The organism is Streptomyces sp. SM1, assembly GCF_002910825.1.
GTDB lineage: Bacteria > Actinomycetota > Actinomycetes > Streptomycetales > Streptomycetaceae > Streptomyces > Streptomyces okerensis.
In genome coordinates this window covers 1-11562 of sequence record NZ_NEUB01000710.1, presented here as the reverse complement: position 1 = coordinate 11562, position 11562 = coordinate 1, and the positions used below count along the sequence as shown (strand labels likewise).

Here is an 11562-nt window from a genome sequence, read left to right as displayed (position 1 = left end):
CGCCCGCAGGGCGGCCGCCGTCGCCAGCAGCAGTCCGCAGTGGTCCGGCCGTACTCCGGCGAGACATCCGCCGGCCACCCCGGCCAGCACCTCGCCGTCGGCCAGCGGCCGGGGCAGTGCCCGGCCTCCCCCTAGCTGGGCGGGCGACAGCCGGTGGACCAGCGCCAGCAGCAGCGCGGGGTTGCCCTCCGCCGCGGTCACCAGTTCCTCGCGCACGGCGGGATGTACGGCGCCGTCGGTCGCGTCGTCGGCCAGCCGCGCCGCGTCCCCGGCCGTGAGCGGGCCGAGCGGCAGTACGGGCAGTGCCGCGAGCTCCCGGTCGACGGGCCGGTGGCCGGGGACGGTGAGGAGCAGCCCCGCCCGGATTCCCGCGGAATGCACCCGCCCGGCCGCGTGTCCCAGTGCGGAGCGCGAGGCCGCGTCCCAGAGGTGTGCGTCGTCCACGCACATCAGGAGCGGCCCCGCTCCGGCCGCCGCGCGCAGGGCCTCGAACAGTGCCTCCCCGACCGGGTCGTCCATGCCCTCGGACCCGGGCCCCGGAACTGGCCCCGGCACGGAGTGGCCGGCGGCCCGCAGGAGGGTGTGCAGTCCGCCGGGATGCCGTACGTGCCACACCGGTCCGGCGCGGAAGGAGCGCGCGGCGTGCTCCAGGAACATCGTGCGGCCGCAACCGGGTTCACCGGTCACCACGCGGACCCCGCCGTGGGTGCGGAGCGCGTCGAGGAGCTCGGAGATCGCCTGTCGCCGCAGGGGCGTCTGTCCGCTCATCTCCGCGACCTTACTCATGCGTAAGGTGACCTGGAAGGAACGCGTCCGCGCCTGGGTCAACGCTCAACTGCCCGCTCACCAGCATGTCTTGCCGTGCCGTGAGGCAAGCGGAGTGTGCCGCCGCCCAAGGCGGCGGGCGCCCGGCGGTGCACCCGCACAACGCGGTGGCGGCCCGCGTCGTACGCGGACCGTCATCGCGTGCTCGGAACTTCAGGAGGTGTGCGGGCAGTTGCCCCGGTACTCCTCGATCGTCAGGCTCCGCTGCGGCAGCGGGCAGAAGAACTGCTCGTAGCGGGTGTCGTTGTCGATGAACCGCTTCAGCCAGGAGACGCTGTACTTCGCGATCGTCGTGTTCGACGAGTTCGGCGTGAAGTGGGAGGCGCTGTTCAGTTCCAGGTAGGCCCGGTCCAGGGAGGACGGCAGGTTCGTGTAGAAGGGCTCGGCGTGGCTGGAGACCGGGGCGATCGAGTCGCCGTCGGCGCCGAAGATCAGGGTGGGGGTCCGCACCTCGGGCCAGGTCTTGTCGAGGTTCCACGGCGTCAGCGGGATCGCGGCCTGGAGCGAGGGCCGGGTCTTGGCGGCTTCGAGGCTTCCGCCGCCGCCCATCGAGTGGCCCATGACGCCGAGCCGGCTGCTGTCGACGCGGCCGCGGACCGCGCTGCGCTGGGTGAGGTAGTCCAGCGCGGCGAGCAGCTGGCGGCCACGGGAGTCGGGCTGGTCGAGGGCGGTGTTGGTGTCGATGGTGAAGACCACGAAGCCCTGCGAGGCCAGGCGCGGGCCCAGCCAGGCGATGGAGGACTCGTAGGCGGTGAAGCCGGGCGAGATGGCGATCGCGCCGAAGGTGCCGTCGGCGGTGCTGGTCGGGTAGTAGATCGTGCCGCCGCCGAAGCCGGAGACGGAGAGCGAGGAGACGGAGACATCCGACACGGCGTACGGGCCGCGCGGCGCCTCGATGCTCGATTCGGTCGGCGCCGGGCCGCGCTCGTAGGGGTTGTCCGCCGCGTGGGCGCCGGGGCCGCCCATGGTGCTCAGGCCGACGACGGCGGCGAGAGCCGCGGTCAGTCCGGTGAGCCGGCCGGTCCTGCGCCTGCTGGTGTGGGGGTGCTGCTGCACGACGAGTGGTCCTCTCTGTCGCGGCGAACCGCCCGGCCGGCCGGTGACACGGGATGGGGATGCGCGTCGGGGGCCGTGCCACGGCCGGGGGGCGCCGCCGATTGACTGGCGGTGCCACTGTCGGAGAGGAGGGGGCCGGCAGGGACCGGCAGTCTCACCGGTCTCGTGCGCCGGCGGCGGTGGAGCGGGGGCGTACGTGCGGCGCGAGCGGCGCGTCGCGGCAGAGGTGGCCTCGGCTGTGGCCGCGGTTGTGGCCGCGGTTGTGGCCGCGGTTGTGGCCGCGGTCGCGGGCATGCGGGAAGGAAGCGGGGGTACACGGACAGGCGCGGTCACCGTCGGAGTCGGCGCCGACGGTGACCGCTGTACGTGAGGGAGTGCGGGGGCGCCGTTCGGGGACGTCCGGTGCCCGGACGCCGGTCAGGCTTGCCCGGTGGTGTGCGGCGCTCCGGTCACGCCGCGTCGTAGACGTGGGCCCGGCCGCCGGCCCACCTGACCCAGGCGGGGTCGTCCAGCAGCTGTTCGCCCTCCGGCAGCCCCGCGCGCCGCAGGAACTCCACCACGTCCCGGTCGGAGCCCGCGAGGCCGACGATCTCACCGCGCACCGTCACCCGGCGTCCGCCCGAGCCGAGCGGCGGGTGCACCACGATGGGCGCCTTCTTCATTCCTCCAGCATCCGGCGGGGGCGTCCGGTATGCATCCCGGCCCGGCATGTCACCCGACTGGCCCGCCGGACGAGCCGGTCCGGGGCCCGCCGTGCTCGTATGGAAGCGGCCTCCATGCCTACCCGGAGGGAGCTGGGAATGCACGAGATGTGGTGCGGTGCAGACACTTCGGGGGAGCCGGTGTGGCATGTCCTCACGCCGGACAAGTCCTCGACGCTGTGCGGAGTGGACAAGGAGGAGGACTCGCCGCGCCGTCACACGACGGACCGGCACTGCTTCTCCTGCATGCAGTCGTTCCAGGCCGTCGTGGCGTCCCGCTGAGTGCCACGGCGGCCCGGGCCGGCCGGCGCCCCGCGCCGGCCGGCCCGGTCCCCCTCCCCTGCCCGTCCTCGGCGGGGCGCTCAGTGACAGGGGTGCCCGTCGCCCCCGGCCGCCGTCCGCGAGGTGTCGAGACGGCAGAAGCAGGACGCCTCGACGGGGACGTCCGCCAGCGCGGCCGCCTGCCGGAGCTGTCGGGCGATGATCGCGGCCTCACCGGTCTTGCCGGTGCGCAGCAGGCACTCGTGGAAGCCGTGCAGCGCCCAGACGTTGTTCGGATGCTGCAGGGGCCTCGGCAGCGTGGCGTCCAGCCCGAGGTCCGCGCGGTAGACCGCCTCGGCCTCGGCGACGCGGCCCTGCTCGAGGAGCAGCGCCCCGTAGGCGTGCCGGGTCGGCTGCATCCAGCCCCAGGGCTCGTCGTAGGGCAGGTTGTCGTCCAGTTCCACGGACCGCTCCAGCGCGGCGAAGGCGATGTCGTACTCGCCCTTGCGGTAGGCGAGTTCACCGTCGAGCATCGCCGACGCGATGGCGAGGATGTCGTGGCAGGTGTTGTTGAAGAGCATCCGTGTCGCGGGGACGCGGTCGACGGCCGCGCGGAAGCGCTCGCGTTCGGCCTCGGCCCGGTCGGTGGCGCCGGTGGCGGACAGGGCGACGCCCCGCGCGTAGTGCAGCATGGCGGTGGTCACCCGGTACAGGTCCGGGTCCTCGGGGAGGCGCAGCGCCAGGATGTCGTCCCACCGGCCGAAGCGGATCAGGACGTGGACGCGCATCGCCGCGAACGCCTCCAGCCAGTCGGCCATGGGCGGGCTCTGTACCCGGAGCAGTTTCTCGGGGATGGCGTCCTCGAGCCGTGCGGCGGCGTCCAGGGCCACTTCCGACTGTCCGGCGAACATGGCGCCGTAGATCCGGAAGTGGTGGTTGTGGGCGCGGTAGAGCGTGTAGAAGTTCATGGCGCCGGCCTGCCGGACGTACTTCTCGTCGGCCGCGATGGCGAGGGTGTTGTCCGAGACGACCCGGCGGTAGTCGCCGCACAGCACTTCCAGGTGTGAGGGCATGTGGCGCAGGTGGCCGGCGTCGGGTACGGCGCCGCGCAGCCGGTCGGCGACGGTGAGGGCCGCTTCCGGGGTGGGGGACATCTCCATCAGGTGGATGTACAGATGGAGGACGCCGGGGTGCCGGGCGCCCGCCTCGGTGGCGAGCGCGCCGTCGAGTACGGCCTTGGCCTCCAGGGTGCGGGCGCCGTCGGCGGGGCGGCCGGTCCGGAGGTCCCACAGCTGCCAGGGGGTGAGGTTCATCAGGGCGTCGGCACAGAGCGTGGCCACGTCCAGGTCGCCGGGGGCGCTCTCGTACACGGCGAGCATCCGGTCCGCGTACGGCTCGTTCCACACCGAGCAGTCGTCGGTGGCCCGGTCCTGGGGGTAGCGGGCGCGGAGGGCTTCGACGAGGGCCTGTTCGACGGGGGTGGCGGATCCCGCCTTCTCGTGCGCCCGTTCCACCGCCCGGTGGGTGCGTTCGACGGCGCGGGCGAGTTCGTCGCCGCCGAAGGCTTCCCAGGGTTTGTTGTAGTTGGGGCCGAGGGCGTAGGCGATGCCCCAGTGGGCCATGGCGCAGTCCGGGTCGGCATCCGCGGCCCTCTCGAAGCAGGCGACGGCCTCCTCGTGGTTGAAGGCGTACGTCCACATCAGCCCGCGGTCGAACCAGAGCTGGGCCGAGGCGGAGGACGTCGTCACGGACCGGCTGTAGGGGCCGAGGTCGTAGTAGTCGTCCATGGGTGCGTGCCTCCCGGACAGCGGGTGGGCCGGGGCCACTGGTCCGCCGGCGACGAACGTCCCGAGGGGACGAAATCGACGATAGCGGGGCACAGGCGCTCGCGCAGGCGTCGGCGCGAATCCGTGCCCGGGGCGCCGTCCGGGCCGGCTACACGCTGACCAGGAGCTGCGGCGACAGCACCTTGATCATGGTGTTGGTCCAGCGCATCTGGCGGAGGGTCTGCGGATGGCAGTCGGAGACCAGCCCCAGGAGGTCCTGGTCCCGGGTGGCCTGCGCCGCCTGGGCGAGCATCTCCCAGTGGAGGGAGTTGCCGGCGGCGGCCAGGTGCAGATCGCGCAGGTCGTGCAGGAGGAGCAGACCGGTCTGCGGGCGGCGTCCCAGGGCCTCCGACGCCTTCTCCCGCAGCGCGGCCGGCGCCCCGGACGCGGGGCGCTCGCGGGGCCCGGACAGATCGAGGCCGCGGTCACGGCCGAGCGCGGCGAGCCGGGTGGTGTGTTCCCGGGACCAGCGGGCGACGTCGGTCGCGACGTGGTGGAACTCGTGCTCGGTGCGATGGCGTTCGGCTGCCGCCAGCAGGTCCCCTTCAAGGTCCCGTTCGCCGTGGTGCAGTGCGCGCAGGGTGATGTCGATGCCGCTCATGCCGTGCCCCCCGCCGTCCCGGTGCCCTCGGTACCCTCCGTGCCCGTGCCCGTGCCCCGCCGGGCGACCAGCGTCATGCGGGCGGCGGCCGTCTTGAACAGGGGTTGTTTGGAGACGGGGTCCCAGTCGGTGATCGTGGTCTCGTTGGCGGCGCGGCCGGGAAGGCCGTCGGGCGGGCGGTGGCCCCGCGGCGTGTCCCAGTAGCCGTAGTGGAAGGGCACGAACACCACCCCGTCGCGGATCGCGGTGGTCCGCAGCCGGGCCCGCAGCGCCCCGCGCGGGGTCGTGACCTGGACCAGGTCCCCTTCGGCGAGGCCCTGCACGGCGGCCTCCGCCGGGGAGATCTCCGCCCACACGTCCGGTGCGGCGGCGTTGAGCTCGGGCGCGCGGCCGGTCTTGGTGCGGGTGTGGAAGTGGTACACCGTCCGTCCGGTGATGAGCTGGAGCGGGTACTCGGGTGAACTGTCCTCGTGGGGCGGCAGGTACTCGGCGGCCTTGATCACCGCCTTGCCGTCCGGGTTGAGGGAGCGGTACTCGACGGGGGTGACGGTCGCGCCGGTCACCATGTCCTTGCCGTAGCTCTCGCACCTGTCGGGGTGCGCGTAGCTGATGCCGTCGGTGTAGAGGCGGGCGGTGCCGTCGGGGACGTCCTCGGTGCACGGCCACTGGATGCCGCTGCCGTGCCGCAGCTTGTCGTAGCCGAGTCCGGTGTAGTCGCAGGGGCGTCCCGCGCTGCACCGCTGCCAGGCGGCGAACGCGCCCTGCGGGTCCCGCCAGGCGATCAGCGGGCCGCCGTCCTTGTCGCGGAAGTCCATGCGGGCGGCGAAGTCGAGGAAGATGTCCAGGTCGGGCCGGGCCTCGCCGGGTGGTTCGACGGCCTTCTCCGACAGGTGCACGGTGCGGTCGGCGTTGGTGAAGGTGCCGGTCTTCTCGCCCCAGGTCGCGGCCGGCAGGACGACGTCCGCGAGTTGGGCGGTCTCGGTGAGGAACAGGTCCTGTACCACCACGAAAAGGCGTTCCTGGGCGAGGATCGAACGGATCCTGGCGAGTTCGGGCAGTGAGACGGCCGGGTTGGTGCCGGTGATCCACAGCATGCCGAGGGAGCCCTGCTCGGCGTAGCGGAAGATCTGCATGGCGTGCGTGGGCGGGCCGTAGTGCGGGATGGCGTCCGGTTCCACGTTCCAGATCTCGGCGAGTTCCGCCACGTGCCGGTCGTTCTGCCAGTTGCGGAAGCCGGGAAGGTCGCCGTCGGCACCGCATTCGCGGGTGTTCTGGGCGGTGGGCTGGCCGTTCATCTGGAGCAGTCCCCGGCCGGGGCTGCCCAGCATGCCCCGGATCAGGTGCAGGTTGTTGACCTGGACGGCGGCGGCGGAGGCCTGGTGGGACTGGTAGACGCCCTGCAGGACGGTGGACAGCAGCCGCCGCGCGCCGCCGAGGAGTTCCGCCGCCCGCTCGATCTGCGCGGCGGGGACGTCGCAGATCTCCGCGGCCCACCCGGGGGGGCACGCGGCGACGCGGGAGACGAGCTCGTCGAAGCCGACGGTGTGCGCGCCGATGTAGTCGCGGTCGATGCGGCCGGTGCGGATGACCTCGTGGAGCAGGGCGTTGAGCAGCGCGACGTTGGTGCCGGGGCGCGGCGCCAGATGCACCTCGGCGCGTCGGGCCACGGGGGTCTCGCGGGGGTCGACACAGAGCAGCCGGGGCGGGTCGGCCCCCTCCAGGCGGTCCAGGATGCGCATCCACAGCACCGTCTGGGTCTCCGCCATGTTGTGTCCGAACAGGGCGATGGTGTCGGCGTGGTCGATGTCCTCGTAGGAGCCGGGCTGGCCGTCGGAGCCGAAGGTCTCCTTGAGGGCGGCGGCGGCCGTCGCGGTGCACAGCCGGGTGTTGCCGTCGAGGTGGTTGGTGCGGATGCCCGCGTGGGCGAGGACGGCGAGGGTGTAGTACTCCTCCAGGAAGAGCTGTCCGGTGGTGTAGAACCCGACGGCGCCGGGGCCCCGTTCGTCCAGCAGCGTCTTCGTCCGGGAGGTGATCCGGTCCATGGCGGTGTCCCAGTCGCACTCCACCAGCCGTCCGTTCTCCCGGACGAGGGGCCGGGTGAGGCGGTCCGGCGAGTGGTTGGCCTGCCAGCCGTAGAGGTCCTTCGGGCCGAGCCTGCCCCGGTTGACCCGGTCGGCCGCGCGGCCCCTGACCCCCACGATGCGCCCGTCGCGCACGGCGATGTCCAGCGCGTCGCCGTTGGAGTGCAGGATCGAGGCGGAGCGCACCCACCGCTCCACGTCGTCCTCCCCGGCCCCCTCCTCGAGATGCATGTCGGTACGGACCGGCCACGGGGTGCCGGGCGCGTAAGGGGTGCGCACACCCCAGGGGTTCACGATCCGCTCCGGTGAGCCGTCCAAGGTCCGACCTCCAGGAGAAGCGACGTCGGCACGCGGGTACCCCTCCTCCGCACCGGCCGAACACCACGGTCGGTGACCGTTCGAGCACGTTCGGCGAGTCCGGCGGGCCGGTCACGTCATTCCTTCGAGGGCTTTCGCCGACCGGCTGGCACCGGCCGTGCGGCGCTCCCTAGGATGTACTCCCTGTCCAGTCAACCCAGTTGGCGCGGTACTCCGCAGGGGGAACGATGCACACCGGTAAGCAGCTGTCCACCGAGATCAACGCGACCGTGCCGACAGCCGCACGCATGTACGACTACTACCTGGGCGGCAAGGACAACTACGCCGCGGACCGCGCGGCCACCGAGGAACTCGACAAGGTGGTGCCCAGCACCCGGCGCCTGGCGCTGAACAACCGCCGCTTCCTCCAGCGGGTGGTGCGCACCCTCACGCAGGAGTACGGCATCCGGCAGTACGTGGACCACGGCTCCGGTCTGCCCACCCAGGAGAACGTCCACCAGGTCGCCCAGCGCATCGACCCGACCACCCACGTGGTCTACGCCGACAACGACCCGATGGTGCTGGTGCACGGCCGGGCCCTGCTGGAGCAGGACGAGCGCACCGTGGTCATCCAGGCCGACATGCGCGACACCGACGGGATATTCGGCCATCCGGAGACCGAGCGGCTGATCGACTTCTCCGAGCCGGTCTGCGTGCTCTTCAACTCGGTCTTCCACTGCCTTCCGGAAAGCGACACCGAGGGCCCGCTCGCCGTGGCGCGCCGGGTGCGTGAACGGCTCGCGCCCGGCAGCTTCATGGTGATGTGCCAGCTGGTGAGCGAGGACGCGGAGGTCCGGAAGTTCGTCACCGACTTCATGGACCGGGCGACGCAGGGACACTGGGGCAGGGTGCGCGAGCCGAAGGACGTCGGAGGCTACTTCGAGGGTCTGGAGATCCTGGAGCCGGGGCTGGTGGAGGTGTCCACCTGGCGTCCGGACACGGAGGTGGCGCCCCGCCAGCTCACCGACGAGTGGATCGAGTTCGGCGGCGTCGGCCGGCTCCCGGGGTAACCCCCGACGACACGGCGTCCCTCGCCGGTCCGCCGAGGGACGCCGCGTTCCGGACGTCCGTCACGTGGCGGCGGCGTAGCGCTCCCTGATCGTCCGGTGCAGGAGTTCCACGGAGTCGCGCGGCTTGAGGGCCTCGCCGGCGAGGCGGTCCAGCGCGATCCGGTACTCCTCCGTCTCGTCGAGGTCCTCGAGGAAGTTGGCGCTTCTTATGTGTTCCAGATAGACCACGTCGGGCAGATCGAGTCCGCCGAAGCGCAGATAGGTCACCGGAATCGCGGGAGCGGACGCGTTGGTCACGGCCAGCGGCACGATCTGCACCGTCACATTGGGGCGCTCGGACATCGCCACCAGGTGCTCGAGCTGTTCACGCATCACGGCGGGGCTGCCCAGCACACGCAGCAGGACCGACTCGTCGATGACGGCCCACAGTTGCGGAGCCTCCTCGCGCCGCAGCAGTTCGGCGCGGCGCATCCGCAGTTCGACCCGGCGCTGCACCTCGCCCGCCGGGGCGTTCGGCAGGCCCCGCTCGACCACGGCACGCGTGTAGGCGGCGGTCTGCAGCAGCCCGGGAACGTACTGGATCTCGAAGGTGCGGATGGTGGCGGCCGCCTCCTGGAGCCCGACGAGGCGGTCGAACCACTCGGGCATCAGCCGCTTGTCGTACCGCTGCCACCAGCCCGGCTCCCCGGCCCGCTGGAGCAGTTTGAGCAGCACCGAGGCCTCGTAGTCGTCGGTGCCGTACCGCTCCAGAAGGGCGCGGACATCGCTCTCGGCGGGCGGGCGGCGGCCCTTGCCGGACTCGATGCGGGACAGCTTCGCCCCGCTGAAACCGACGGATCGCGCCGCCTGGTCCTGGGACAGCCCGGCGTCCTCACGGAAACCCGTCAGCTGCACGCCGACCAGCATCTTCAGCAGGGTCGGCGCGGGCTCGGGCCTGTCCAGATAGGGTTCCAGGCGGGAGATTCGATGCGACGCGGCGGACATCCTGACTCCCAGCAGACCGGCACAAGGGCGATTCACACTATCGCACCTGACAGTGACTCAGCGCATCCGCGCGGGAAACCCACGGGGAAGTGGGTGACCCCGCTCCGCTTCTCCGGCGCCGCCCCCGGCGACGGGCCGCCGGTTTCCCGGAGGGGTTCAGACCAGGTGGTCGAACTCGCCGTCCTTGGCACCGGCCAGGAAGGCCGCCAGCTCGGCGGCCGTGTAGACGAGGGCGGGGCCGTCGGGGTCGCGCGAGTTGCGCACCGCGACGCCTCCGCCGGTCAGCGGGGCCACTTCGACGCAGTTGCCCTCGGCGTTGCTGTGCCGGCTCTTGATCCAGCGGGCGTCCAGCTGACTGGCCCGCACTCCGTTCCGCACTCCAGGCACCGCTGTCTCCTTGCTGTTCACGTTCCACCGCGCACGGCTTCCCTCGCGCATGGCGAAAAAAATGTCGCGCAATTTCTCGTGCAATTGCACGCGAGCGCTGTCAGCGTGGATAATAGTTGCGGCGTCAACCCCCTTGTCGACGCCCCGTTCTGACGATGCGTCGAGGAGATGCCGTGTCCTCACCTGCTCTTCCTGTGCTCCGGCCGCCGGCCGTGGCGGTGGTGCCGGCGGGTGGTCACGGCATGGCCCCGGCCTACCCCCACACCCCGATCCCGGCGGCGCCGTACGGAGCATCCCGCCCGGCGCCGGGGACGGTCCGCGCCGGGTCCGCCTCCGTGGCGGTGCGCATCACGTGCAGCCGGGAGGGCCTCGCCCGGGCACGGTCCTTCACCCGGGACACCCTGGGCGCCTGGTCGCTCGGCCGGCACTGCGACGACGCCACCCTGGTGATGACCGAGCTCGCCGTGAACGCCGTGACCCATGCGGCACCACGCTGCCCGGGTGTGCCGGACGTCCGGCTCGGCTTCCGGCTGGAACCGGCGCACCTGCTGCTCACCGTCTCCGACCCCGACGACCACCCGCCCGTCCACGCACCCGGTGACGGCTCCGGCCTTCAGGAGCACGGCCGGGGACTGCACATCGTCGAGGCCCTGTCCGAGGCGTGGGGCTGGATCCCCACCGCCCCGGCCGGCAAGACGGTGTGGGCCCGGTTGTCCACCCACCCGCCCCTCTGACACGACTGCCGCGGAAAGGCACCCACGCCATGCGCAGCGCTTCGACACAGCAGCCGAGCAGCGAGCGCCCTGTGCGCCACACGCCCCCCACCGGAGTGGCACGGACCACGCCGCTCACGGCACTGTCCCGCGTGCCATGGGCCGAGATGCAGGACTCCACCGGATCGGCGGCCGCCATCCCCCTGCTGCTCAACGGCATCGCCTGGGGCGACCCCGGTACGGCCCTCGCCGCCCTGGAGGATCTGCGCAAACGAATCTGCCAGTACGGGTTCGTCACGGAGCAGGCGACCGCGGCCACGGTCCCCTTCCTCTGGGAACTGGCGCAGCTGCCGCACGTCACCTGCCGGGCCCGGATCATCGGGCTGCTCAAGGCCATCGCGGACGCCCGGCAGTGGGAGTGCACCGCCGCCGCGTATCCCAAGCTGCTCAACCACCGCGAGAACCCGGTGGTGTGGGAGCGGGCCGCCCGGCAGGCGGTGCGCGCCCGGCGCGGCGAGCTGAACCGGCTGCTCACCGAGCCGGACACCGAGATCGCCCGGGCCAGCACGGAACTGGCGCGGGCACTGGCCGACTGAGAAGCCGGCCCGCACGGAAGCGTGCCCGCTGAAGACGGCCCACCGGACCATGGGCCGCTCCTCCGGGGCGGCCCGGCCGAGAACGCGCGCGACCTTCGGGGGACGAGTCGTGCGCAGGGGGAGGGTCGCGCGCGGCCGAGGGGGGAAGGCCGCGCGCGACCCGG

Annotated in this window: 12 protein-coding genes; 4 read left to right on the top strand and 8 right to left on the bottom strand. The window is 72.4% G+C overall.

The features are described from left to right. The 3 genes from B9S61_RS20215 to B9S61_RS20200 all read right to left on the bottom strand — a co-directional run. Positions 1-768 (bottom strand): ATP-binding protein (locus B9S61_RS20215; RefSeq protein ID WP_219819935.1); only part of this gene is annotated, 768 nt, incomplete at its 3' end. Between the two features lie 210 nt (positions 769-978). Next, complete coding sequence (locus B9S61_RS20210; protein WP_103543518.1) at positions 979-1881, bottom strand: dienelactone hydrolase family protein; 903 nt, start codon at positions 1879-1881, stop codon at positions 979-981. A 449-nt stretch (positions 1882-2330) separates the two neighbouring features. Then, a complete protein-coding gene (locus tag B9S61_RS20200; protein WP_181007448.1) occupies positions 2331-2543 on the bottom strand; it encodes a hypothetical protein in 213 nt (70 codons plus the stop codon). A gap of 114 nt (positions 2544-2657) precedes the next feature. Between B9S61_RS20200 and B9S61_RS20195 the strand changes: the two genes are divergently transcribed. Then, positions 2658-2864: a hypothetical protein gene (locus B9S61_RS20195; RefSeq protein WP_103543516.1), complete on the top strand. Its 207-nt coding sequence runs from the start codon at positions 2658-2660 to the stop codon at positions 2862-2864. 80 nt (positions 2865-2944) lie between these two features. Here B9S61_RS20195 and B9S61_RS20190 read toward each other — a convergent pair whose 3' ends face one another. From B9S61_RS20190 to B9S61_RS20180, 3 genes are all read right to left on the bottom strand, one after another. After that, positions 2945-4630 (bottom strand): hypothetical protein, encoded by a 1686-nt coding sequence (locus tag B9S61_RS20190; RefSeq protein WP_103543515.1) that lies wholly within the window; start codon positions 4628-4630, stop codon positions 2945-2947. 148 nt (positions 4631-4778) lie between these two features. After that, a complete protein-coding gene (locus B9S61_RS20185) occupies positions 4779-5270 on the bottom strand; it encodes a hypothetical protein (RefSeq protein WP_103543514.1) in 492 nt (163 codons plus the stop codon). Further along, on the bottom strand, positions 5267-7669 hold the full coding sequence (locus B9S61_RS20180; RefSeq protein ID WP_103543513.1) for a molybdopterin oxidoreductase family protein: 2403 nt from the start codon (positions 7667-7669) through the stop codon (positions 5267-5269). The genes B9S61_RS20185 and B9S61_RS20180 overlap by 4 nt, the downstream gene beginning before the upstream one ends. A 227-nt stretch (positions 7670-7896) precedes the next feature. Between B9S61_RS20180 and B9S61_RS20175 the strand changes: the two genes are divergently transcribed. Next, positions 7897-8718, top strand: coding sequence for an SAM-dependent methyltransferase (locus B9S61_RS20175; RefSeq protein WP_103543512.1), 822 nt, complete (start codon positions 7897-7899; stop codon positions 8716-8718). Positions 8719-8778: 60 nt separating this feature from the next. Here B9S61_RS20175 and B9S61_RS20170 read toward each other — a convergent pair whose 3' ends face one another. After that, entirely contained in the window at positions 8779-9702 is a 924-nt protein-coding gene (locus B9S61_RS20170; protein ID WP_103543511.1) for a helix-turn-helix transcriptional regulator, read from the bottom strand. Between the two features lie 156 nt (positions 9703-9858). Beyond that, a complete protein-coding gene (locus B9S61_RS20165; RefSeq protein ID WP_103543520.1) occupies positions 9859-10089 on the bottom strand; it encodes a DUF397 domain-containing protein in 231 nt (76 codons plus the stop codon). Positions 10090-10244: 155 nt separating this feature from the next. Between B9S61_RS20165 and B9S61_RS20160 the strand changes: the two genes are divergently transcribed. Together B9S61_RS20160 and B9S61_RS20155 are read left to right on the top strand one after the other, a co-directional pair. Beyond that, complete coding sequence (locus tag B9S61_RS20160; RefSeq protein ID WP_181007447.1) at positions 10245-10823, top strand: ATP-binding protein; 579 nt, start codon at positions 10245-10247, stop codon at positions 10821-10823. Positions 10824-10852: 29 nt separating this feature from the next. After that, on the top strand, positions 10853-11398 hold the full coding sequence (locus B9S61_RS20155) for a hypothetical protein (protein ID WP_103543510.1): 546 nt from the start codon (positions 10853-10855) through the stop codon (positions 11396-11398). The last annotated feature ends 164 nt before the right edge of the window (positions 11399-11562 follow it).

What these genes read in the sequence shown, in the direction of transcription:
- B9S61_RS20195 (WP_103543516.1), top strand. Translation starts at nt 2,658, where the DNA reads ATGCCTACCCGGAGGGAGCTGGGAATGCACGAGATGTGGTGCGGTGCA.
- B9S61_RS20185 (WP_103543514.1), bottom strand. Translation starts at nt 5,270, where the DNA reads ATGAGCGGCATCGACATCACCCTGCGCGCACTGCACCACGGCGAACGG.
- B9S61_RS20190 (WP_103543515.1), bottom strand. Translation starts at nt 4,630, where the DNA reads ATGGACGACTACTACGACCTCGGCCCCTACAGCCGGTCCGTGACGACG.
- B9S61_RS20170 (WP_103543511.1), bottom strand. Translation starts at nt 9,702, where the DNA reads ATGTCCGCCGCGTCGCATCGAATCTCCCGCCTGGAACCCTATCTGGAC.
- B9S61_RS20175 (WP_103543512.1), top strand. Translation starts at nt 7,897, where the DNA reads ATGCACACCGGTAAGCAGCTGTCCACCGAGATCAACGCGACCGTGCCG.
- B9S61_RS20155 (WP_103543510.1), top strand. Translation starts at nt 10,853, where the DNA reads ATGCGCAGCGCTTCGACACAGCAGCCGAGCAGCGAGCGCCCTGTGCGC.
- B9S61_RS20200 (WP_181007448.1), bottom strand. Translation starts at nt 2,543, where the DNA reads ATGAAGAAGGCGCCCATCGTGGTGCACCCGCCGCTCGGCTCGGGCGGA.
- B9S61_RS20160 (WP_181007447.1), top strand. Translation starts at nt 10,245, where the DNA reads ATGCGTCGAGGAGATGCCGTGTCCTCACCTGCTCTTCCTGTGCTCCGG.